The sequence below is a fragment of the Paenibacillus sp. FSL L8-0470 genome (assembly GCF_038008625.1).
Classification (GTDB): domain Bacteria; phylum Bacillota; class Bacilli; order Paenibacillales; family Paenibacillaceae; genus Paenibacillus_AQ.
Map to the genome: position 1 here is coordinate 2499756 of NZ_JBBOZM010000001.1, position 24321 is coordinate 2524076.

The 24321-nt window shown below is 47.7% G+C and carries 19 protein-coding genes and 1 pseudogene; 11 read left to right on the top strand and 9 right to left on the bottom strand.

What is annotated here, in order from left to right:
- The first annotated feature begins 41 nt into the window (after nucleotides 1–41).
- A pseudogene (locus NST99_RS11235) lies at nucleotides 42–1602 on the top strand (IS1182 family transposase).
- A gap of 170 nt (nucleotides 1603–1772) precedes the next feature.
- On the opposite strand, the gene NST99_RS11240 reads toward NST99_RS11235, so the two are convergent.
- Nucleotides 1773–2153, bottom strand: coding sequence for a RidA family protein (locus NST99_RS11240; RefSeq protein ID WP_341091661.1), 381 nt, complete (start codon nucleotides 2151–2153; stop codon nucleotides 1773–1775).
- Between the two features lie 105 nt (nucleotides 2154–2258).
- Between NST99_RS11240 and NST99_RS11245 the strand changes: the two genes are divergently transcribed.
- Nucleotides 2259–2600 (top strand): winged helix-turn-helix transcriptional regulator, encoded by a 342-nt coding sequence (locus tag NST99_RS11245; RefSeq protein WP_038589298.1) that lies wholly within the window; start codon nucleotides 2259–2261, stop codon nucleotides 2598–2600.
- 103 nt (nucleotides 2601–2703) lie between these two features.
- Entirely contained in the window at nucleotides 2704–3597 is an 894-nt protein-coding gene (locus NST99_RS11250; protein WP_341091662.1) for a GNAT family N-acetyltransferase, read from the top strand.
- 103 nt (nucleotides 3598–3700) lie between these two features.
- Here the strand turns inward: NST99_RS11250 and NST99_RS11255 are convergent, their stop codons facing one another.
- The gene (locus NST99_RS11255; RefSeq protein WP_341091663.1) at nucleotides 3701–4591 is read right to left on the bottom strand and encodes an AraC family transcriptional regulator; all 891 of its coding nucleotides are present in this window, start codon (nucleotides 4589–4591) and stop codon (nucleotides 3701–3703) included.
- Between the two features lie 123 nt (nucleotides 4592–4714).
- Here NST99_RS11255 and NST99_RS11260 point away from each other — a divergent pair, with 123 nt between their 5' ends.
- The 7 genes from NST99_RS11260 to NST99_RS11290 all read left to right on the top strand — a co-directional run bounded on the left by NST99_RS11260 (nucleotide 4715) and on the right by NST99_RS11290 (nucleotide 13375).
- A complete protein-coding gene (locus NST99_RS11260; RefSeq protein ID WP_341091664.1) occupies nucleotides 4715–5629 on the top strand; it encodes a nucleotidyltransferase in 915 nt (304 codons plus the stop codon).
- A gap of 20 nt (nucleotides 5630–5649) precedes the next feature.
- On the top strand, nucleotides 5650–8529 hold the full coding sequence (gene uvrA / locus NST99_RS11265) for an excinuclease ABC subunit UvrA (protein WP_341091665.1): 2880 nt from the start codon (nucleotides 5650–5652) through the stop codon (nucleotides 8527–8529).
- A 19-nt stretch (nucleotides 8530–8548) separates the two neighbouring features.
- The gene (locus NST99_RS11270) at nucleotides 8549–9016 is read left to right on the top strand and encodes a GNAT family N-acetyltransferase (protein ID WP_341091667.1); all 468 of its coding nucleotides are present in this window, start codon (nucleotides 8549–8551) and stop codon (nucleotides 9014–9016) included.
- 12 nt (nucleotides 9017–9028) lie between these two features.
- Complete coding sequence (locus NST99_RS11275) at nucleotides 9029–9964, top strand: aminoglycoside phosphotransferase family protein (protein ID WP_341091669.1); 936 nt, start codon at nucleotides 9029–9031, stop codon at nucleotides 9962–9964.
- A 170-nt stretch (nucleotides 9965–10134) separates the two neighbouring features.
- Nucleotides 10135–10323 (top strand): glycerol-3-phosphate acyltransferase, encoded by a 189-nt coding sequence (locus tag NST99_RS11280; RefSeq protein WP_341097619.1) that lies wholly within the window; start codon nucleotides 10135–10137, stop codon nucleotides 10321–10323.
- 191 nt (nucleotides 10324–10514) lie between these two features.
- Nucleotides 10515–12971, top strand: coding sequence for an O-antigen ligase family protein (locus tag NST99_RS11285; protein ID WP_341091670.1), 2457 nt, complete (start codon nucleotides 10515–10517; stop codon nucleotides 12969–12971).
- Nucleotides 12972–13132: 161 nt separating this feature from the next.
- The gene (locus tag NST99_RS11290; protein ID WP_341091672.1) at nucleotides 13133–13375 is read left to right on the top strand and encodes a hypothetical protein; all 243 of its coding nucleotides are present in this window, start codon (nucleotides 13133–13135) and stop codon (nucleotides 13373–13375) included.
- Nucleotides 13376–13856: 481 nt separating this feature from the next.
- Here NST99_RS11290 and NST99_RS11295 read toward each other — a convergent pair whose 3' ends face one another.
- The 4 genes from NST99_RS11295 to NST99_RS11310 form a co-directional block, all read right to left on the bottom strand.
- Nucleotides 13857–15617 carry an ABC transporter ATP-binding protein gene (locus NST99_RS11295; RefSeq protein ID WP_341091673.1) on the bottom strand — a complete coding sequence of 587 codons (1761 nt, stop codon included), beginning with the start codon at nucleotides 15615–15617 and terminating at the stop codon, nucleotides 13857–13859.
- On the bottom strand, nucleotides 15617–17368 hold the full coding sequence (locus tag NST99_RS11300) for an ABC transporter ATP-binding protein (RefSeq protein WP_341091674.1): 1752 nt from the start codon (nucleotides 17366–17368) through the stop codon (nucleotides 15617–15619). The genes NST99_RS11295 and NST99_RS11300 overlap by 1 nt, the downstream gene beginning before the upstream one ends.
- Nucleotides 17369–17488: 120 nt before the next feature.
- Complete coding sequence (locus NST99_RS11305; RefSeq protein WP_341091675.1) at nucleotides 17489–18544, bottom strand: HAMP domain-containing sensor histidine kinase; 1056 nt, start codon at nucleotides 18542–18544, stop codon at nucleotides 17489–17491.
- Nucleotides 18541–19215 carry a response regulator transcription factor gene (locus NST99_RS11310; protein ID WP_341091676.1) on the bottom strand — a complete coding sequence of 225 codons (675 nt, stop codon included), beginning with the start codon at nucleotides 19213–19215 and terminating at the stop codon, nucleotides 18541–18543. Before NST99_RS11310 ends, NST99_RS11305 begins: the two co-directional genes overlap by 4 nt.
- 156 nt (nucleotides 19216–19371) lie before the next feature.
- Here NST99_RS11310 and NST99_RS11315 point away from each other — a divergent pair, with 156 nt between their 5' ends.
- Nucleotides 19372–20664, top strand: coding sequence for an amidase (locus NST99_RS11315; protein ID WP_341091677.1), 1293 nt, complete (start codon nucleotides 19372–19374; stop codon nucleotides 20662–20664).
- Between the two features lie 179 nt (nucleotides 20665–20843).
- On the opposite strand, the gene NST99_RS11320 is transcribed toward NST99_RS11315, so the two are convergent.
- The 3 genes from NST99_RS11320 to NST99_RS11330 form a co-directional block, all read right to left on the bottom strand.
- Nucleotides 20844–21671 carry a GNAT family N-acetyltransferase gene (locus tag NST99_RS11320; protein ID WP_341091678.1) on the bottom strand — a complete coding sequence of 276 codons (828 nt, stop codon included), beginning with the start codon at nucleotides 21669–21671 and terminating at the stop codon, nucleotides 20844–20846.
- Between the two features lie 43 nt (nucleotides 21672–21714).
- The gene (locus tag NST99_RS11325; protein WP_341091679.1) at nucleotides 21715–22938 is read right to left on the bottom strand and encodes a hypothetical protein; all 1224 of its coding nucleotides are present in this window, start codon (nucleotides 22936–22938) and stop codon (nucleotides 21715–21717) included.
- A 112-nt stretch (nucleotides 22939–23050) separates the two neighbouring features.
- Entirely contained in the window at nucleotides 23051–24316 is a 1266-nt protein-coding gene (locus NST99_RS11330) for a S8 family peptidase (RefSeq protein ID WP_341091680.1), read from the bottom strand.
- Nucleotides 24317–24321 lie beyond the last annotated feature (5 nt).

Below are 24321 nucleotides of genomic sequence, written 5' to 3' on the forward strand. Positions count from 1 at the left end.
AATGGAGTTACCACACAACCATTTCAAAGGAGAGGTTTCTTTTGTACATTCAATATACCATGGACCAACTTTGCTTGCCAATGGATCTGGAAGAAGATATTCCAGAAAGTCACCTTGTTCGTGTCGTGAATGCCGCCGTCAATCGACTGGACGACGCCATTTTTGACGCTGCCTATCCCGGCGGCGGCCGCGACAGCTATCATCCTAAGATGCTTACTAAAGTCATTATTTACGCCTATACTCAGCGAATCTATTTCGTTTCGTCAAATCGCTAAGGCCGTGCGAGAGAACCTCCCTTTCATGTGGCTGGCCGGACGGCAACGCCCCAACTTTCGCACGCTGAATCGCTTCCGTTCCCAGCGAATGAGGAATGTCCTTGAAACGGTATTTACAGCCGTGCTTCAGTTTCTGGCTGACGAAAAATACGTGTCTCTGGAGCATTACTTTGTGGATGGTACCAAGATCGAGGCCAATGCCAATCGCTACACCTTTGTTTGGGGGAAAGCCGTTAGTAAACATAAGTCCAAGCTGCAAGAAAAGGTACATACATTGTTTGCCGACATTGAGGCTGCGGAGGAACAAGAAGAACAGGAACACCGCGGCCAGGACCTGAGCGAACTTGGCGAGTCCGCTGAGATCAGCAGTGAGAAACTCGAACAAATGGCTCAGGCGCTAGAGTCGCAACTGCTGGAGAAGCCCAAGAACAAACGACTGAAAAAAGCGGTTCGGATGTTGCGTAAGGATTTGCTTCCCCGACTGCTGAAGTACGAACAATATCAAAAGCTGCTTGGTGACCGGAACAGTTTCAGCAAGACAGATCCAGATGCAACGTTTATGCGGATGAAAGAAGACCACATGCGAAATGGCCAACTGAAACCGGGATACAATGTGCAAATCGGGACCGAAAACCAATTTATTTTAGCCTACAGTTTACATCAAAGACCGACCGACACCCGCTGTTTAGAGCCGCATATGGAAAAAACGCAGCAGATCCTCGGACAATTGCCAAAGACAGTCATTGCGGATGCAGGCTACGGCAGTGAAGAAAACTACGCCTATCTGGAAAAGAAAGAGATTCAGGCGGTGGTGAAGTACGGTAGCTACCATAAGGAAAAGAGTAAAGCCTGGAAAGCAAACATTGGTAAAATCGAGAACTGGACATACAACACAGCCGAGGATCACTGGACGTGCCCAGCCGGGAACATGCTGCATTTCCACAGGGGAAGCAAGGAGACCTTAGAGAGCGGCTATGAAATTCATAGACGTCATTACCGAAGCAGCTCCTGTGAAGGTCGCCCCCTAAAGGAGCGTTGCACGAAAGCGGCAGGAAATCGGGAGGTGGTCGTCAGCCTGGAACGGCTGCGATACCAGAACCAAGCGCGGGAACGGTTGCGGAGTGAAGAGGGCTATGCCTTAGCGGTACGCCGAATGACGGAGCCGGAAAGTGTATTTGGACAACTGAAGAACAACCGGGGGTTCCGGCGATTTCTGCTTCGCGGCATGGAGAAAGTGACGCTAGAAGTCGGTTGGCTTTCGCTCGCCCATAATCTATTGAAGCAAGCTGCAATGGACCAAAAACAGAAAGCAGCGATTCTCCAATAACGGGAGGATCGCTGCTTTTTTAACATTTGAAGCTTTTGAGAAATTTGAGAATCTGACTCGTCAGTAGAATATCTACTTTTGGGACAGCCCCTTTTAACTTTATGAAGAGCCGCGAGCATCGTAGTTTTGCGACATCGTAAGGCGCTGGATTTCAAGGTATGATGATGGAGTTAGTCAGTGTGTGCGACCGCACTGATTTCGATCCGTTGCTCAGGGTACGCCAGGAAGGTCACACCGATGAGACTGCCGGCTGGCCGGTGATCTCCCATGTATTCCTTGAACAGTTTGAGGCATGTCTCAAAGTCTTGCGCGTTTGTCAGATAAACCTCCACATAAGCGAGGTTCGACCTCGTGACACCAAATCCCGCCAGCACGCGATCAAGATTCTCCAGCGTCTGCCGGGTCTGTACCTCGATATCGCCCTCGCCCACAAACGCGCCCTCCGTATCGTGCGAAAATTGTCCCGAAATGTAGATGGTGCCGTTTACGCTGTATCCCTGCGTGATGCCGTGATCCCAAAGATCGTGATTGTAGGTTTTGACATTAGCCATTTTTTTCTCTCCTTTACTTCAAAGTAAGGTCAGTATAAAGTGAACGTAAATAAAAATATAGTACGCACTTTTTTGATAGGTACTACCAGAAAGGATAGTGTAAATATGAGTATGGCTGAATATAAAGGTAAGGTTAAGAATATTCAAGATACACCTTTTGGTTACACCTTGTCCGTTATTGGCGGTAAATGGAAGATGGTGATTATGTACCTGCTGGCAGAAAATCAACCGGTTCGCTTTAATGATCTGAAAAGACAGATAGGAGCTATTACGTATAAAACATTGAGTTCACAGCTGAAAGAACTGGAAGCTGACGGTATGGTGATACGGAAAGAGTATCCACAAGTTCCCCCTAAAGTCGAGTACAGTCTGACAGATAAAGCCGAAACGTTATTGCCTGTTTTGGAAGGTTTATGTGAGTGGGGGACGATACACCAAAATAATTAGATGAGTCATGGTGTACAACTTTTAATAAGTAATCTCGGTATATCATCTCAGCCTGCAGTTTCCTTACAATAAGGTCATACAGAGATTAAGGGGCTGGTTAACGATGACAGTACGGTTCAGAGCCTATACTTCGGAAGATATGCTGAAAGTACGCCAATTTCTTTCACATGTTTATAGCAATCTTGGGCGGCCGAATAGTTGGCTGATTGCACGCTTTGAATTCGAGATTTTTTTCCTGCAAAAGAATGCAGGGTGGCTTCCCGAATGGGAGCAGAATATAGCGTTATGGGAAGAAGAGGACGGTAATCTGGTTGCGGTAGCCTGCAAGGATGGCGATTTCTATTTCCAGCTAGATACAGAACAGCCGCAGGAAAGCCTGCTCATGGAAATGTTCGAATTCATTGAAGAGAGGTCCCGCCAGGGAACAGCCGGTTATTGCAAACTGGCTGTTCCGGCCTTTATGCCACAGCTGGAAAAGATGGCGCTAAGTCGCGGATATGAGCTTCTTCCAAACGAAAGCGATAATTTCGTTTCTATCGCGCTGGACCGGATTTTCCCTGTGGAGATTCCCTCGGGGTTCACTCTTTGCTCTGGAGCGGAAGTCTCAAATAGGGCTAAGGCGCAGGGGCATATTATGGCGTTCAATTATCCGGGAACTCCATATGCGGAGCAGATGCTTCAATACTACGGAGGGATTGCTGAAGCTCCCGGTTATCGGCCTGAGCTTGATCTGTCTCTTGTTAATGAGCTAGGGGAGGTCGTTTCTTTCTGCAATGCTTTTCTGGATGAGGAGAATAAGCTAGGCATACTTGAACCGGTGGGTACTCATAGGGATTACAGGTTGCATGGGCTGGGGCGAACGATTATTTATGAAGCGCTAAACCGGCTGCGGGCAATGGGGATGGTCAAGGCATATACGGGTCCCATGCAGCCTTTTTATCAGCATATCGGTTTTGAGCTGGGCGTGGAGCTGACCGTGTGGAAGAAAGAAATATAGTATTCTATGTTGAACGTAAATCCCTTTATAGCGCGCAAAATAACCAAGCTCTGAGGTACTGGGGCTTGGTTTGTTGTATGTACTATTTTGAGGCGACTCTAATTCATAATCCCGATATCGGAAAATACAGATCACACTCGCAATAATGCTTGTTGCCCTTGGCGTAATTAATATATTCAAAGCTGAACTTCTCCTCTAATTGAAAAGGTACAGTCGGCATCCAGGTTGAGGTGATGTATTCCCAGATTTCACTCAGAGAGTGCGGCGTAATCTCCTCAGGCCGATGCAGCCCGATATAGGTAAACACACCGTATTTATGCGGTTTAATATGTTTGATATTCAGGTCAGGCGGGATGATGCTGCTGTGGTTGATTTGCAGGGAGGGCTGGTAGGTCATAGACCCGGTAAAGGGCTCGGGAATGGAAGTGAAGCCGATATAGACATCCTTCTCTACCGGATTCATAATCCTGGAACGGGAAAGCGTGAAGAATTCGACACCATAACAGGCCGCAGCCTGGGACAGCAGGTTGTCCTCTGCATGAATAGTATAGGTGGGTCCTGCTATTGAAAAAGGGGGCAATACCGAGATGGAGCGAAAAAAAACGAGGCCATCTCCGGCGCGGCTCATAAAGTCGGCATTGAACCGGTCCAGGATATTCAGCGGGGAAGGCGATCTGCGCCATTTGGCCGGAGTGACATGATACTCTTCCTTAAAGGCCCTGTTGTAGGTCCGTTCACAGCTGAAGCCGTATTTGGCGGAAATATATTCAATGCTGCTCCGCTGATTCAGCAGATCGCCAAGCGACAGGGCAATCCGCCTTCTGCGCACGTACTCCATTAATCCAGTGGCTGTAGCCCCTTTCCAGATGCGCAGCAGGTGGAATTTGGAGACATTGACATGCCCGGAGATATCATCAAGACAGAGCGTTTCCAGCAGATGCTCTTCAATATATTCCGTTGTCCGGTTGATGGTTTCCAGTAAATAATGATCCATTGGGGTCTCCCTTCCAGCAATTTCTGTCCGGTTTTCATGGAAAACGTGAAGTATAATTTTACCACAAGCTCCAGAATCGGCAAGCGATTTCAATCATAGGGAGCGGTGGAGGATTAATTGGATATGGATGATAGAGTACTGCTGGAGTTAAAAGACCGCTATCTGGCCGCGACGGAAAGCTTTGTTGACAGGGTCAGGGAAGATTCGAACGTTATTGCCGTCATTGTGTGCGGAAGTCTCGCTTATGATTCAGTCTGGGAGAAAAGCGATATCGACATGGGCCTGGTCGTCCGCGACCAAACCCTGCAACAGAACGCGTATTGCCTCGTGGAGGATGGAATTACGATAAACGTCCAGCTGTTTGAGCGAAGTACCTTCAAGCGGGGTTTTGAACGAATGATCGGCGGGTCGATGCCGCAGTCTTTTTTTGCGAAGGGTTGGATGATCTATACTTCTGATGATAGTCTCTATGATTACTTCGAAGAATTTAAGCAGCTGGGAAGCTATGATATTGCGTTGTCCCTGCTTTGGAATGCCTGTGAGTTGATTGATGTGTACTACAAATGTCAAAAATGGCTGACGGTGCGCAAAGATCTGCTTTATGCCCAGTATTTTTTGCTTAAGGCAGGCAATCTGATCGCCAATATGGAGCTGTGCTCACAAGGTGAGCCGCCGATCCGGGAGTCGGTCCTTAAGATCCTCGAACACAGTCCGGAACGTATGGCCCCCTTTTACCAGAACCCTATGTCCCGGCGCTTAAGTGAGGATGAAATTCAGAACGCCATAGACACAATAGGACAAGTCCTGGACCGTCATCTCGACATGATTAAGCGCCCGGTCATTGAATTTATGGCAGATCAGGAGATGAAGACCGTAACCTTGCTGGCGAAGCATTTTCATATGCAAAGTCATTTTCTGATCAACATCCTGGAGTATATGGCTGAGAAGGGTGTCATCGAGAAGGTGTCACAAACGATCCGCATCACCTCCAAGAGCAAACCGGCCGTCGAGGAAATTGGTTTCTTGTATATTCCATAAAGAGAAGGGGGAATTGTCATATGTCCGTACGCACGACAATTGAAATATCGGGGGCCAAGCAGAACAATCTCAAGAATATCTCCGTAGAGATCCCGCGGGACAAGTTAACGGTCATCACCGGGGTATCCGGCTCGGGCAAATCCTCTCTTGCGTTTGATGTCATCTATGGGGAGGGACAGCGGAGATTTCTCGATTCAATCTCGAATTTTGCCAAAAGCAGGATCAGCCAGGTGAAGAAAGCCAAGGTTGATTCTGTGCGGGGGTTGTCCCCGGTTATTGCCATAGAGCAGAAAAAGGGCAACAATAATCCCCGTTCCACCGTAGGGACTGTGACGGATACCAATGATTATTTGCGGCTGTTGTTCGCGACAGCGGGTACCGGGCATTGTCCGGAATGCAGCCATCCGCTCAAGCAGCTGTCTGCAGCCCAGATCGCCGAACATATCTCGGCGCTGCCTAAAGGCACGGTCGTTGAGCTTCGGGCTCCAGTATACAAGATCTACGGGGAAGACTACAGCTATACTTTCCAGCAGCTGCGGACCAAAGGCTTCAAGCATTTGCTTATTGATGGGGCTCCGGTGTCATTGTCGGAAGAAATTGAGCTGGATGAATCTGCAATCTACAAGATCGAAATGGTTATTGACCGGTTCACTTTAAAGCATGACACCTACATACAACTGACCAAGACCATTGAGGCGGCGATGCTGGCGCTGGATGAGGATATATTGATCAAGGTAGAAGTGATCGGGGGAGTGGACGACGGGTTTTACGAGCATTTTGGCTGCCGGGAGCATCATTTTTTCCTCTGCGATATGCAGCCGTTCCATTTCTCCTTCAATACACCGGCAAGCGCCTGCCATACCTGCATGGGTGTGGGCATGTCCTATGTCGTGGAGCCGCGTTTTCTGGTGGTTGCACCGGAGAAAAGCATTAATAAAGGAGCGCTGAAGAACACGGTGTTCAACACATCGGGCAAAGACAGCTACCGCTCGGTGATGATGTACAGCTTGTCCCAAAAATATGGCTTCAGCCTGGATACACCATTCCATGACCTTCCTACATCGGTTCACGAGCTGCTCTTCTTCGGCAGCAAAGGCGAACTCGTCCCCATGCTGCACCCGCCTGCCTCCCAAAAGAAGAACTGGATTACCGGCCGGGACCGGCCGTTTGCGGGATTTGTGCATGAGATGGAACATTGGTACAAGCAATACATCCGCAAGTCATCCACCTCGGAGGCGTTTGAACCGGCCTTTATCAAGGAGTGCATGATCGAGCGAATATGCCCGGCATGCGGTGGAGCGAGGCTGAAGAAACAACGGCTACAGATTACGGTCGGGGACCGGAATTTTGACCAGCTTAGCCGCATGCAGCTGCATGAGCTGCTGGGATTTCTGGATGGCTTGACCTTTGAGGAAGAGGTACGGGATGTAGGGGAGACCATTATCCGCGAGCTGCATACGAGAATCTCCCTGCTGATCGAAATCGGGCTTTATTACATCAACCTGGGCAGAAGAAGCGATAGTATGTCCGGAGGCGAAATGCAGCGGATCAAAATGTCGACGCAGATCAGCAGTGAGCTGATGGGCATGCTCTATATTATGGATGAGCCGAGCATCGGACTTCACCCGCGCGATTCGAGCAAGGTGATTGATACGATGAGAAAGCTGTGCGATATCGGCAATACGATCATAGTGGTTGAACATGATCTGGATACGATACAGTCTGCCGACCATATCATCGAAATTGGTCCAGGGCCCGGTATTCATGGCGGGGAGATTGTTGCGAGCGGAACGATGAAGGATATTATGGACGAGCCGGAGTCGGTTACGGGCCAATACTTATCCGGAAGCGCAAGCATCCCTATTCCCAAGCAGCGGCGGAATCTGGGAGATCACTTCTTATCCATTCAGGGAGCCCGGGAGAATAATCTCAAGAATGTGGACCTGGACATTCCGCTGGGTGTTTTTATCTGCGTGACCGGGGTATCCGGCTCTGGGAAAAGCTCGCTGATCAACGAGATTCTGTCCAAGCAGCTGAGAATAGATAAAACGGGTGCACGGATTGTCGCCGGGGAGCATGATTATCTGTTCGGTTCGGAGCTGCTAAACCATGTGATCAATATTGATCAGACACCGATCGGGAGAAACAGCAAATCCAATCCGGCCACTTATATCGGGATATACGATAAAATCCGTGACCTGTTCGCCATGCAGCCTGTTGCCGTAGCGCGCGGGTATCAGCCAATCGACTTCAGCCTTACCCATGCAAACGGGACACGATGCGAACACTGTGCGGGCGACGGGATTATCGTCACAAGCCTGCAGTTTATGGCTGACATTGAATCCATCTGCCCGGTGTGCAAAGGCAACCGGTTCTCTGAAGAAGGGCTTGAAATCAAGATCCGGGATAAAAGCATAGCCGATGTTCTGCAAATGACCGTGGAAGAAGCCAGTATTTTCTTCGAGGAGCATAAGTATCTTAAGCATAAACTGGGGATTATGAATGAGCTGGGACTGGGATATATGACCCTTGGCCAAAGTTCAACCACCTTGTCCGGCGGAGAAGCGCAAAGAGTGAAGCTGGCTTACGAATTGGGCAAGATCAAGAAAGGCGCCCACAACCTGTATATTCTAGATGAGCCTACAACGGGATTGCATCTGGCGGATATACAGAAGCTGCTGCTTGCCCTGAACAAGCTGATGGACAGCGGGCATTCTGTCATCGTCATTGAACATCATCTGGATGTGATGAAATCGGCAGACTATATCATTGATATGGGACCGGAAGGCGGCAATGAGGGCGGATATGTTGTTGCGGAGGGAACTCCAGAGCAGGTGGCACAAGTGGAGGCTTCCCATACTGGAAGATACCTGCGCAGTGTGCTTGAACTACGGAAGTAGGAGTGAAGGAGCGAAAGTAATGAACGGACAATACAAAGTGAAATTTGCGGAAATGCAGGATGTTGATTCATGGATGTCAATGATTGAAGCTGTCCGCAGTAATTTTCCGGGTCTCCACAGCGAAGAATTGCTGGAGGGCTATAAACAGACCGTAATTAAGAACATTAACAGGCGGACGGCTATCTGCGCGGTCTATGCTGGCGAGGTTACCGGGCTGATGCTCTTCTCCTATAATGCCAAATGTCTTTCCTGCATGGCCGTACACCCGGATCACCGCAGACAAGGAATCGCCACAGCAATGATCGATCAAATGTTATCTTTGTTTCCGGAGGATACAGAGCTTTCCGTAACTACGTTTAGAGCAAATGATCCGCTGGGGGCAGCACCGCGTCCGTTATATAAGAAATTTGGATTTGTTGAGGATGAGCTGATAGAGGAATTTGATTATCCCCATCAGAAATTTGTCCTTCGCAGATCACCATCATAAAGGGGGATAACATTGAATCAGCCACAGATTTATCCATATGAATTGTCTGCTGTTGTAGAAGCGCGTATTGGATCATTTACAGTTCTCTCAGATCACAGACAAGGCAGCTCAAGAACAGGAGTGTGGAAGATTCAAGCGGCCCAAGATCAGACATGTTATTACCTGAAGACTCATAGCCGTATTCAAAGATGGCATCCCGAAGTGTATGCCTACAACCACTGGGTGAATGCTTTAAAGCCTTATGTGCCGGAGCTAATTGCAGCTTTTGAGGGAGTGGGTTGGCAAGCTATCTTAATCTCCGCACTCGATGGAGTCACTATGAGAGAGGCAAACCTGAAGCCGGCTGAGCGATACACTGCTTACAATAAAGCAGGGCAATTGACCAGGCAGCTGCATGATTCACAGACCGGTGATTGGTTTGGCCGTCCGGATAAAGACGGAAATCCCATTGAGCTATATCATCATGCGGATCCTGTTGTCTATATCCGCAGCACGCTTGAGGATATGGCCGGCAAATGTATGGAACTAAACCTTCTTCAGCCTGCTGAGCTTGAACTGCTGGAGTGGGCTCTACAGAATGCCGGTGTTTTTGAAGGCAGCAAGCCTGTCCCTATAAGCTGGGATTCAACCCCGGGCAACTGGCTGGTAGATTCTAACGGAATTCTCACCGGACTGATTGATTTCGAGAACATGTTATGGGGCGTAGATATTGACCATTTTTCGGTACTGCTTGAGAAATATTTTATTAAGGATGAACGGGCCAAGGTTGCGTTTTTTGAAGGCTACGGAGATGAGATACTGACTCAAAAGCAGATCCATATTCGAATTTGCTGCATCAAGCTGGCTTTGGGAGATCTCTATTGGGGTACTCAAAATAACATGCCTAAAGTTATAGCAAACGGGAGGAAACTTCTGGCGTCCTTGCTGAAAGCTAATGATGATAAATGATGACTTTTAACGAGGGTATGATACTTTCGCTTATTCACAGTAATCTTCCTGCCAGTTCATTATTTTACATTTTTCGAGTTTCCTGTACAATATAAGTTACATATTATTACAGTCATCAATTGAAAATGCTTGCGTTATACATACGCTAAGGAGTGGATCAAATTATCTTAATGCAGTATTGGTGGCAACTGTCTTTAATTGGAGTCGTCAGCTATTTCCTGGGGAATATCTGCGGAGCGGTGATAGTCTCAAACAAGTTTATGCACAAGGATATCAGGGGGCTAGGAAGTGAAAATGCCGGAACGACGAACATGGCCCGGGTATTTGGCGTGAAATACGGAGTAGCGGCCTGGATTTAAAAGGAGGTAAGGGATTTGCTCAGGAATAGGTGTGTTTATGGCGCTCCAGCCGCTGTTTACACTGATTCTACTAGTCTACGGGCTTCTTAGCTCTACCATCTGCTGAAATATGGAAAAAGGGCTCATTGGGCTTGTGAGATTTATTAAACATTATAAATTTATGAATCTAGTAAGTGTGGAGGTTATAACTTGTGTCGAAACCTGTGTATGGAAAAAACGCTGTGCAGCTGAAGCATAACGAAAGATCAACAGGGGGAGTATGGCTGCTGGCTGCCGCTTTTATACTTTTTCTGGGATGGGCGCCATTTCAGAGGGGATTGTTTAACAGTCAGCAGCTCATATTCGAGAAACCTCTCTTTGTGTCTGCTCTATTATGCTGTCTTATGCTGTTTGGCTGGGTAGGTTTGAATTATAAAAAATTCAAGCTGCAGGAGCAAAGTGACTTGCTTGTCCTGGCTGCATTTATGTTGCCGGTCATTTACGCGCTAACACTGTTTGTAGCTGTTTCGCATTTCTCAGCGATGAACATGCTGTTTATTCAGACTATGTACGCTGCCGTCTTTATAATCTCCTTCTACCTGTTAAAGCAAAAGCAGGTAAACTTTGCGGTACAGCAGGCCATCTTGAGTATTGCTTATATCATTGTATGGTTTGGCCTGCTCAATTGGTTGGGGAGCGGGAAGTTAGCGGGCAGTCTGGTAGGCTGGTTCACAAAGGAAGTGGTCAATGGAACTTACAATGGCGCACTGATAACTGATTCCAACGGTTTGCGCCTGACCTCGATATTTCAGTATGCCAATACGTATGCAGCTTTCTTAATGGCCTTTCTGTTTGTTGCTCTGTTTGCACTGGTCCGCTCCAAAAAGGGGTACGGCTGGCTGATACACGGGTTCATGCTCGTCCCGATTATCGTTTCCATGCTGCTCACGCTGTCACGCGGCGGGCTTGTCATGATGCCGGTAGTATTTATATTGCTGTTGTTATTCCTGAAGTCTGTGCAGCAGATTCTATGGATCATTCATCTTGGAATTTCTGGATTGGCATCTTTAATTATTGCGTCACCCGTCACTAATCTGGGAATCAGCCTCAATACGGATTTCACGTCATCATCGGCATTAAAGGGCTGGAGCTACTTGCTCGGGGCTTCGCTCCTCACAGCCGGATTAAGCTGGGCAGTGCAGCGTTACCTGGCTCCATGGCTCCGAGGCAAGCTGGACGGCGAGAACTCCCGAAAACTGAATGGAATGTGGATTCCACTGGGTTCGGTAGCGCTTGTCGGTATTATTGCCTTTCTGCTGATCGGTACAGGCGTGCGGAGTATTCTCCCGGACCACATTGAAGTCCGGCTGGAGAATATTAACTTCAAGCAGCATAGTGTTTTGGAGCGGATTACCTTTTATAAGGATGCTGTTAAGGTTATTAAGGATAATCCGGTTCTTGGGATCGGAGGTAGCGGCTGGCAGGCAGTGTTCGGGCAATATCAGAATAATCCCTATGTCAGCCACCAAGTGCATAACTTTTTCCTGCAGTATCTGATAGAGGTGGGGATAGTCGGGTTTGTTGTGTTTATGAGTTTCATTCTCTATATTTTTTATAAGTATATCCGCGGGTATACGGCAAGGAAGCAGGATGAATTCAGCAATGGTTTCTTTTATCTGATTATTGCATTATCCATTCTTGTTCACAGTCTGTTGGATTTCAATATGAGCTATGCATTTATGGGGATTCTGGTCTTTTTGGGCATGGCCGGAATGGCAGTGGTGATGGACAGCAAACCGCTGCGCCGGAACTGGAACAAGGCAGGGGTGCGTTACGGGTACCTTGCAATCCTTACGGCAGGAGCGGTGTTCATGCTGGTTCTGTCCATTAACTATATCAGCTCCAACAATGCCGGCAATAAAGCCCGGCAGTTGTTCAGTGTCAGTCAATCCTATGATGAACTCAAAGCTCCGCTGGTCAAGGCGCTGAAGATACGTCCAGGCCATCCGGAGTCGACGATCTATCTGTCTTCACTGGATCAGCAGGTGTATTCCCAGACGCAGAACGAACAATTTCTGGAGGAGTCGCACACCTTACTGACGACTGCGCTAAAGAGAGAGCCCTACGATAAAGAGTTATTGAAGCAGTTGGTTTCTTATTATGACCTTAAAAATCAAAGCGACCTTGCCCTCAAGGTCTACCACGATAATGCCAACAAGTACAAGTGGGATATCGATTGGTACAGTACGCTGATCAGCCGCTCCTTTATGCTGGGAGAGCAAGCCTTTAATTTAAAGGACGATGCGGCTAAACAAGAATATTTCACAATTGGACTTCAAGCCTACGATCATGTGACTGCCGGTGTGGAGCATCTGAAGACACTGCCACCCGAACAGCTGCAAGGAAATCCATTCTCTGTAACCCCGCTCATCGCCCTGAACGCGGGTAAGATAAAGTTTATGATGGGCGAAGTACAGGAAGCATCGGATATCTTAAAGCAGGCCTTAAGTGCAGATTATGCGGATGTTACTAACCGCGAGATCGCCCGCTGGTATCTGGCTGCACTGAAAAAGAATGGAGGCCAGGACCAGGCGGTCCATGATCTGCTGATTGCAGCGGACGCACAGGAGGCGGCCCGAATTGATGAAATCTTAGCTAAGCAGTATTAAAGGAAGCGACACTCTCCTGAATAAGAAATCGTTTTGCATATTGCATTTTTTGAAAATTAAAGTGTAATTGAGGCGTTTTTGCGTTATCCTCTAAGAAGACACAGCTTTCCCGGAGCTGGTCAGATCCAAAGAAAGTAGAGAATACCGCAGGAGGAACCTGGATGTCAACTGAGATTTCACGTTCGTATATTGAGAATGTAAAGCTGGAACTGCTCAGCAGGCTTGGCCTGAAGCAGGTCTATTATAAAGGTCCGGCAGGCGATGATTTACTCTTTGAGGCCACGGGCTTTGACAAAGGAACACAGCACAAATTTTGCGTCAGAACAAAAACAGGGACCATTGATGAGTTCGTTGCAGGGAAATGGATGAAGGTCCGCAGCTTTACGGTCAAGAGTGAAAAATGAAACTTGGCACAACAATCAAAGCCGCATACCCCGCGATCTGTGGGGTATGCGGCTTTTTTGTGGTAAAGAAAACTATAGATTGTGAAAATTGTGTATCACTCGAAAACTTGATGATGCACTGGCTCAGCTACTTGGGATTGAGTAAAAGTGCCAGGAACACTATCACTATGCTGCACAGGATATTAGATATTGGTGCCACTGGGCTACTGGGCTCCGGGTGAAATGAGAAGCATAAGTGCATTTGAATTCGCCGCACACGGGCTAAATGGCAGAATGAGAAGCATAAGTGCATTTGAATTTGCCGCACACGGGCTAAATGGCAGAATGAGAAGCATAAGTGCATTTGAATTTGCCGCACACGGGCTAAATGGCAGAATGAGAAGCATAAGTGCATTTGAATTTCGCCCCACATGGCAAAATCCAATGATTTAAGTCAACCTTTTGAGGACGGCAAGCCGTTTCCACTTCTTTTGTAACCGCATTAAGATGCTTGTTCGAATTGGCTATTGTAAAGCTCCGCATAGAAGCCATTTTTGGCAAGCAGTTCATGATGGCTGCCGCTTTCCAAGATATCGCCATCCTTCAGAACCAGAATCACATCGGCATTCTTAATTGTTGAGAGCCTATGTGCAATCACGAAGGAAGTTCTTCCTTCCATGAGCTTATCCATCGCCTGCTGAATCAACAGCTCTGTTCTTGTATCGACCGAGCTTGTTGCTTCATCGAGGATGAGCATCGGCGCGTCCTTAAGCATCGCGCGGGCGATCGTAAGCTGTTGCTTTTGCCCGGTAGATAAATTGACTTTGTCGTTTAGCACGGTATCGTATCCGGCACTCAAGGTCTGTATGAAATGGTGTAAGCCCACTGACTTACAAGCCTCTTCGATTTCATTATCGGTTACGCCCGTTTTGTTGTACACTAGGTTTTCCCTGATAGTGCCCTCAAAAAGCCAGGTATCCTGCAGAACCATACAGAATAAATCATGGATATTTTCTCTGGTCAAACTGCTGATTGGGGTATCATCAATATAAATTTCCCCGCCCATTAATTCATTAAACCGGATTAGAAGGTTTACAAGCGTTGTTTTACCTGCGCCGGTAGGACCGACTATAGCGACTTTTTGTCCAGGCTTAACCTCTGCAGAGAAATCTTTAATAACAAGCTTGGCTGAATTGTCATAAGCAAATTGCACATGCTCAAATTTCACTTTGCCCGCAGCGGTTTCAAGATGTCCTTCCTTGTGACTCTCATTGTCCATTTCCTCGGCATCCAGGAATTCAAAGACACGTTTGCTTGCGGCAGACGCCGATTGCAGACTTTGTGCGGCTTGCGCAATCTGTGACAGCGGCTGTGTAAAATAACGGACATACAGAATGAAGGCCACAATAACCCCAAAGGATATCGTTCCGTTCATAGCAAGTATAGCACCTGCGACACAAACGGCCACAAACCCCAGATTGCCTATAAACATCATAATCGGCATCATGAGACCGGAGAGGAACTGTGCTTTAAATGCACTATCTTTAAGATTCGTATTCAAGGATTCAAATGTACTGCGCATTTGCGATTCGCCATTGTAGGCCTTCACTACAGTATGTCCAGAATAGACTTCCTCCACATGGCCATTGATTTTTCCTAAATATTCTTGCTGGCTTTGAAAATACTTTTGAGATTTTTTCATAATTGCCGCCATGAGGCCAAAGCCAATTACGGTGGCAACAATCGCTGTAATGGTCATGATCACGTTCGTTTTGAACATCATGAGGAGAGACCCGACAAACAGGGCGAGGGCAGTGACCAGTGTGCCGACACTTTGATTTAACGCTTGCCCGATGGTATCCACGTCGTTTGTAACCCGGGACAGGATGTCACCGGTTGTAGACTTATTATAATAAGAGATCGGAAGCCTGTTCATTTTACGGGAGAGATCGGTTCTTAAGCTTTTGGAAACCTTTTGTGTAACTACGGACATAATTAATCCTTGTGCCAAAGACAATACAGAGCTAAGGAGATAGATAAATACAAGGAAGAGTCCAATGGAAGTTACAGCTTCCATATCAATACCGGTGACGATGCCCTCGGTGATCAAGTCTGTTATCTCTGAAAGCTTATCCGGCCCGAGCAAAGTCAGTACCGTACCGATTGCTGCACTGATAATTGCAATAAGAACTACGGGAATATATTTTCTGCCATAGCGGAGAAGTTTGCTCCAGGTGTTGAGTTGCTCTTTGCTCTTGTTCATTAGGCCAGCTCCTCCTTAGAAAGTTGTGAGTAGGCAATTTCCTGGTAGATACTACAGGACTGCATTAATTTATCATGTGTCCCCATGCCTGCCATACGTCCAGCTTCCAGTACAATAATTTTGTCCGCGTCTTTGATTGTACCGATTCGTTGGGCAACAATCAGCATCGTTGTGCCGCGGGCTTCTTTCTTCAGCTCACTGCGCAATTTGCGGTCTGTCTTATAATCAAGGGCTGAGAAGGAATCGTCGAAGATCAATATTTCAGGACGGCGCGCAATGGCCCGGGCAATGGACAGACGTTGTTTCTGCCCGCCGGACAGGTTCGAGCCGCCTTGGGCGACATGAGCCTCGTAGCTGCCGTCCATCTTTTCCACAAAATCCGAAGCTTGAGAGGTATAAACGGCATCAACGACATCAGATGCAAGATTACTTCCGTTGTCACCAAAAGCAACGTTGGAGCTTACCGTGCCGCCAAACAAAATCGCTTTTTGGGATACATATCCTATTTTGTTGCGCAGTGCACTTTGCTCGTATTGGTTGACATTGATACCATCCACCAGCACCTCACCTGCTGTAGCATCATAAAAGCGGGGGATCAGGTTAACAACGGTACTTTTTCCGCATCCGGTTGAACCGATAAATGCCACGGTTTCTCCTTTTTTTGCCGTAAAACTGATGTCCTCAACAACATAATCCTCTGCATCAGGATATTTGAAGCTGACATTTCTAAATTCGACTTCGCCAACCCGATCCGCCTTGGAGGAAGTAAGCGATCCGTTCTGTAAGCTTGGTTTAGTGTCCAGCACTTCGTTGATTCTTTTGGCAGAGACATGGGCACGGGGCATTAAAATAAAAATCATGATCAACATCATGAACGCCATAACCACCTGCATCGCATAGGATGAGAAGACAATCATATCGGAAAATAAGCCCAGCTTCGCGGCACCATCGGCATTCTGAATCAACACAGCACCTACCCAATAGATAGAGAGACTTAAACCGCTCATAATGAGAGAAATACTTGGCATCAGCATGGACAATACATTGTTAGCGAAGAGATTCGTCCGGGTAAGCTCGTTGTTGGCTACGCCGAATTTATCTTCCTGATAGCCTTCTGCATTATACGCGCGAATGACACGCAGTCCGGTGAGGTTCTCTCTTGCTACACGATTTAGGTTGTCCGTCAGTTGCTGTAATCTTTGGAATTTCGGCAGCACGAGCACGATACATATGCCGACAATCAGGATTAACACTCCAATAGCGACACCGGTAGAGAGCGACCACTGCCAACTTTTGCCCGTGATCTTGAGCATCGCCCAGACTGCCAGGATAGGAGCCTTCAACAGCAGCTGCAGACCAATGACAATCAGCATCTGCACTTGCGTGATGTCATTCGTGGACCGGGTAATTAGACTGGCTGTAGAAAAGTTGTTGATTTCTTCCATGGAGAAGGACTGTACCTTATCGAACAATTTGGAGCGTAATCTTGAAGAGAAGTTAGCCGCGGTTCTGGCGGCAATGCCTGCCACAATAATGGAGGTGGCTAAGCTGCCGAGGGCACAGAGCAGCATCCAGACTCCGGCTGTAATGATTTCGCTCATTTCACTTCCCGGTGTCTGTATAAGACGGGTAATATCGCTCATATAGCCGGGCAATTCCAAATCCAGCCATACCTGTGCAACAATGAAGAGGAGGCTAAACCCGACCAGAGCCCATTCCTTCGGTTTCAAGTATTTAAGTATAGTGACCATATCTCTGACTCCTTTATGTGGCGTTGCATTCATGATAACGAAACAAGATAAACTGAAAGTTAACTTTTCTGAAAAAATAAAAAGCCTTGAAAGAACCATTCAGTTCTTTCAAGACTAGAGTCAAAGTCCATCCGGTATTGTAATTGTAAACGTGGTACCTTGTGACGGGGTGCTGCTGCAGGCAATCGTTCCTTCATGCAGATGAATGATTTGGTTCACGATCGCTAATCCAAGCCCATTGCCTGCTGTCGAGTGGGAAGTATCCTGCTGATAAAATTTATCGAAGATCTTGGTAAGTCCTTCCTGGCTAATCCCGCAACCGTTGTCGCGGAACAGAATGACAATGGTATTTTCATTTTGCTTCATTTGAACTTCAATTAGGCCATTGTCAGGTGTGAACTTGATCGCGTTATCCAACAAATTCAGCCAGACTTGATTCAACAGCTCTTTGTTTCCAGAGATATTGTAATCCTGAACGTTAACATTCAGCGACATATTCTTCTTCTCCAATTTGGCAGCAAGCAGCAGCACAGATTGGCGAATCTGCTCCCCAACATTAAACCGTACTTTATTCGTTAAAATCGTCTGCGCCGCAATTTTTGAAAGCTCAAGAACATTCGAGGCGAGGGAGGCTAGTCTAGCCGATTCCTCAATAACAATGTCCAGATATTCATCCCGTTCCTCTTTGCTAAGATCATCATGCTTGAGCACTTCGGCAAATCCTTTGATCGAGACAATGGGGGTTTTGAATTCATGGGAGAAATTATTGATAAAATCGGTTCGCAGAATTTCAATTCCCCCAAGCTCTTCGGCCATCCGGTTAAAGTTCTCCGAAAGAATTTTAAATTCCGGAGGGCTTTTGAGCTGAAGACGCATGGAAAAGTCACCTTTGGCAAGCCGGTCCGTGGCTTCTATAAACATCCGGATGGATTTTACCATTTTCCGGCTTGTGACAGCCGATATCGTCGTACCGATAATTGTGCAGGCGATTAATGTCATTACGGGAAGCAAGGTGCCATCTTTGGCGATTTCTTCATTTAACAGACCAAAAACATTCGCAAGATAGAAGAGCAGCCCGGTAATCACAACAGTAATGAGAAAGATGACGAATACGGCAAGAGAGAAATAGAGGGGAAGAGAGATTCTGCTGCTGAGTTTATTACTCATCTTGCTCATGGTGTTCTCACCGCCTTGTATCCCAGACCCCGAACAGAAACCAGTTCAAACTCCGGATAAGCTTCAAACCGTTTCCGCAGACGATTGATGTGCACATTAACGGTTGTATCCGTACTTTCATTTTCCATGCCCCATATTTCGTCCATGAGCTGGATTCGGGTGAAAATCCGCTCAGGATAAGATAATAGCTTATACAACAAATAAAATTCTTTTTGCGGAAGGGTCTGTTTCTCATCCTCGCGGGTTACCGTCAAGGCGTCATAATCAAGTACGACTTTACCCACTGCCAGCTTACGGGCACTCGCAATTTGGGAACGGCGAAGCAGAGCTTGGATTCTGAGAAGCATTTCTTCGGTATCAATGGGTTTGGTCATATAATCATCGGTTCCAAGCCGGAACCCCTTTTTCTTATCTTCAGGGAGCTGTTTGGCTGTAGCCATAAGTATGGGGATCAAGCTATTGGCATCCCTTACTTCCTTTGCGAATTCATAACCATCCATATTAGGCATCATGATGTCCAGAATGATTAGATCAATATGCTGTGAATCAAGGACCTCCAAAGCTTTAACTCCGTCTTCGGCAGTAACAACAGAATATCCTTCACGTTTTAGAACAGCTTCAAGTAGTCTTCTTACATGCTTTTCATCTTCTACGACCAGAATGTTGATCATGATTTCACTCCAATTCATTTCATTGGGGGTTCAGGGTCATAATATCATCTTTCTTCTGCAATGAACAAACTGTGAAGTATAGGGAATTTATGTAACTTATAGGACTTGGCATCGTATATCATTTGAGATTATATAAATGACCTTGGAGATGATACCGTGCAACTTGCCCGCTCCACCTTAACCGACCTGCACAGTAATGATGAAGAACCGGATATTATATTACTGCAAGCGGTAAAGCTTTATCTGCAAAGGGTCCGCCAGTTTGAACCACAGATCCATGCCTTTGTTCCGGAAGAGCATCTGGAGGGGCGGTTGGCCATTGAAGCGGAGCGTTTGCTGGCTTCATCCGCTGCAATGGCAGTCAAACCGGCTTTATGGGGAATCCCTATCGCCATTAAGGATCTGTTGCATGTCGACGGTTTACCCACTTGTGCCGGTTCCGCGCTTCCTCCAGAAGTATTGGCTGATAAGGAAGGCTCATTGGTAAGACGTCTTCGTGACTTGGGAGTGCTGATTGCCGGAAAAACAGTGACCGAAGAATTTGCCTACAATGGGCCTATTGCTACACGGAATCCGCATAACACGGAACACACGCCCGGCGGATCAAGCGCAGGATCTGCAGCAGCGGTAGCCGCCGGCCTATGTCCCCTCGCAGTAGGCACCCAAACCTTGCGCTCTGTGATCGCACCGGCGTCCTTTTGCGGGGTGACCGGATTCAAACCGAGCTATGGAAGAGTCCCGCTGGATGGAGTGATTCTGCTGTCACCTTCTTTTGACACAATAGGCTTCTTCACACAGGATCTGCCAAGCATGGAAGTGGCTGCAGCCCATCTTGTTCCGGACTGGACCCCCCGCCAGGTAGATCGGAAGCCTGTACTCGGTATCCCTCGGGGAGTGTACATGGAACTGATGAGCCCGGAGGTCAAAGCCACCTTTACTGCGCAAATCGAACATCTTGAGCAGTTGGGCTACGAGGTCCGTTATGCAGACATGCCATGGGAAGATGAGTTTATTTACGGGGACAGCATGCTCCGGTTCATTGAAGGAGAGATGGCGCGCGGGCATGCATCCTGGTTTGAGCATTATGCTGAGCTCTATGGTCCTCCGGTGAGAGAGGCTATTCTTAGAGGCAAAGCCATCCCGGAAGATGAACTGGACGGGTACCGCAGGAAGCAATGGGGGCTGCGTGAAGAGCTGAAATTGCTGATGGTGAAAGAAGGGATAGATATTTGGGTGTCTCCAGCCCAAGGCGGAATCGCTCCGAAGGTAGCGGACAATAATACCGGATGGTCTGGTATGCCCGCCATATGGGGGTTTGCCGGATGCCCGGCTCTCAGCCTTCCGTCAGCAAGCCTTGAGGGATTGCCGCTCGGTTTTCAGTGCATCGGAAGCTTTGGCGAGGATGAATGGCTGCTGGCCTGGGCCCGGGAAGTGGCTCGGGATTTGTGAAAATATAAGAATTCATATGCTTTATGCTATAAATTATCCTTCTATTTCTCGCTGAAACGGATACCGTCCTTATGAGGACGGTATCCGTTTCCACTTGTAAAAGCCATTGATACCAATACCGCCAAGCTAAAGGTATGGGAGGAGATCCTGAAATCATTATCGGCGGCATGGCAATGTACCTATTCTCGACAGGTGAGGAAACGAAAAGCTGCAAACAAGTCTTCTACCGGAATATCATGGATTCGCAGGCCGGACAGGTTGCATTCCTGAATATTCACATTGGAAAGATCACAGCCGAATAGGGTGCTGCCGGTTAACCGGGAATCTGCAATAAGTGTGCTCTGAAGGTTCAGGTTGGTGAATTTGGAGTCACTCATATTGCAGTCCGTAAACAGGCTGCGTCTTAAATTGCTGTTGCTGTAGGAGGATTTTTCCAGATTCATATTGTAAAAGTCGGCTTCATTCATCATACAATTCTCGAATTCCGCCTTGGAGAGCTGCTGGTCCTCAAATCTCACACCTTCCTCTGCTGTTACAGCCGTGCCCGATTTGACCTTTTCATAGCCGAATTCGGTGGCGGATTCATAGATTCGCGTATAACCGGATTTCTCATAGAAATGGTGGTTGCTCAGCTGCTTGCTGGAGGTTTCCAGCTTCCAAACCCGGACAGCAGGGAATTCCTCTTCGAGAAAACTCATGATCTTCGATCCGAAGCCCCGGACTTGATACTGCGGGTCAATGAAGATTTTATCGAGACGGGCATGTCTTCTTCCGGTGTAATTAATGCTGAACCCGCCTGCAATATGCTGCTCTACTTCTAAGACAAAATAATCTGATTCCCGGATGAAATACTTGTGCATTTCTGCAGAGTCATATCCCGGCGGGCGTAGATTATTATCATATTCATTCTCTTCCGTTGCCCAGCGCTTCATCTCCAGGTCGAACGTTCTTTTCATTACTTCAGCTAAAATCCCGGCATCTGCCGTGGTTGCTCTGCGAATATTCATGGCTGCACACTCCGTTTTTTGTAATCGTAAATCCTTAATTGTTTTATTCAGAACAAAGGTATACCCCAGCCTCCGGAATATAACTGATGGATGCGCAGCGGCCGGTAACAGCTCCAATGACTTGCAAGGTATAAATGTCGATCAGCTGCAGCAACAGGGTTTCCTGCTCTGCGATGAACTTGCGGGTAAGCATACACTGAGCATTGATCATCCTTACCATCGTATATTGATCGCTGGCCGTGTACAACAGCTCACCGCTGTCAAGATCATAAATCTGGTCCAGAGGCTCCGATGTTCTGATTCCAAGCTTGTTCAGATCTTCTCCGATATAAATAGTGTCATAACACTCCTCAAGTCCGCATCTTTCCATCTGCCTGTTCTTTAGACCGTATGTACATAGTTCTGAAGAATTCTCGCTAAAATTCTGTTTGCATAGGAAAAGCGAAGAGCCTCTCTGGCTGATGCCGGCATACCCATGGGCCGGATCACATTGGTCAATAATAAAAGTTTCGTCGATTGGCAGGTGATTGCGGATATTCTGAACGAACTGTTCCAGCGGAATCATGACCACACTTTGTATGGCTGTACCTTCGGGCATATCGTATTGGCTGTAATCCCATTCCGCCCTTTTCTCAGAGACTCCAATCCGGCCCGTTACAAGCATAAGCTGTTCGATATGATCCTGCTCAAAGACTGAGGTGTATGATAAGTGTACGATCCGGTCATTCGGCCCGATCCTCTCGGGAACGGGGAAGCTCTGCCCAAGCTCGACGTCGATCAGCAGATATCCGGTAAATCCGGAGTTTCGTTTTTTGGAGAAGGGGTCCAGATCACGGACAGCCACCAATAGATAGCGCTGGTTCAGCCCATACAATTCTGTGTATTTTAAAGCCGATACCTCTATGTTTTCTGCCAGATCATCTGTCAAACGAAGAATATAGACCTCCTTCGCATGCATGCTGCGGCAATCCAGTTGATGAATCGCCAAGACGGCTGTCCGGCCTTCCCAGCTCAAATAGGCATAATAAATCCAGCGCCCGGCGTCTGAATGATTAAGAATATAAGACCTATGCCCATAGCTGACGAACTCCGTGGTATGGTTGACCAGATCATAGCGAAGCACTCCGGCAAAGGGGCCGGATTCCGTAAGCTCTTCTTCATAAATAGCGTCACTGACATAAAAGACAGCGTAGCGCTCATCGAGGGTAACCCCGGAGTAAGCTACAAATTGATTTTCAAAGCCGTGCAGATGCAGCATTTCAGTCATTACCGGGCACAACTCCCCTACACTGTAATAAAACAGAATATACCATAAATTACGAAAAAAAGGTTAAGGCTACTGTGGAAAAAGAAAAACTAGGCATTGAAAGGGCACGAGCTCAGCTCGTGCCCTTTGCGTACCGCAGAAATCTGACATTTACTTCTCCGCTACCTGCTGTATTTGGACGGAGACCCAGACAGAAAGCATTCCGTTTCAGTGCCGTTTTGACCTGCGAGGGGGAAAGGGAAGGAGAACGCTGCAGCAGCAACGCGGCTGCGCCGGAGACGATAGGCGTCGAGACGCTGGTGCCGGACAAGACAAAATATTGTTTATCTATCCTCAAATACGGATATTGGCGGGCTAACTGTGAGCCGGGTGACCGCAGAGAGATGATCGTTTCGCCAGGAGCTACAATGTCAGGCTTCTTCCTTCCTCCCGGTGCCGGCCCGCGGCTGGAGAAATCGGTGATTCGGTCATCGCCCTGCGGCACTGTCCGGCGGTCATCCACAGCCCCAACTGTTATAGACGAAGGGCTAACGCCCGGTGACTCAATCGTTCTGCGGCCTGGACCGCTGTTCCCGGCGGCAATCACGACGGTGAGCCCGGCTTTGACTGCTTTTTCTACAGCTTGGCAGAGCAGGTCGTCCTCACATGAAGTATTCACCGGTCCGCCGAAGGACAGTGAAAGAATGCGCAGCTTCAACCGCTTCCGGTGCTTAATACACCATTCAATCCCCTTAATAATCGTGGAATCATAGCCATCGCCATTCTTATCCAATACTTTAATGCCCACAATTCCCGCTTCCGGTGCCGGGCCTCTGTATTTCCCCCGGCTTGCCCAGCCGTTGCCTGCAGCATCGCCGGCGATATGCGTACCATGACCATTGTCGTCATAGGGCTGTTTCCGGTGATTGATAAAATCCTTGAAGGCTATAATCCGGTTTACCGGCCGGGTCAGATCCGGATGCGGGAATACTCCGGTATCGAGAATGGCGATATGGATTCCTTTGCCCGTAAGCCCATCCGCTTGCCGAACGGTTGCAGCTCCGATTGACGGGGTGGCTATATTTAATGAAGTCGTTTTGATTGCGTCCAAATAGACCTTGTGAACTCCATTCCAGCAGCATATGCGTTCCAGACATTTCAATGATACCTGTGAGGATACCGCATTGAGCAGAGGCAGACGGCGGCTTACGATAAATGGCTGCGGGCCGATATGTCTGTGTAGAGCAAGAAGACGGGAGGATGTGACAGGGCGTTTAAACTGAATAATAACCGGAACGGCGACCGCTTTATTGACAGAGGCATAGGTTTTCCGGACTTTGTGTTTCAGGGGCCGATTTAATTTGGTGGCATGCTGCTGCAGCCATAACTGTGCGTTCATTGCTC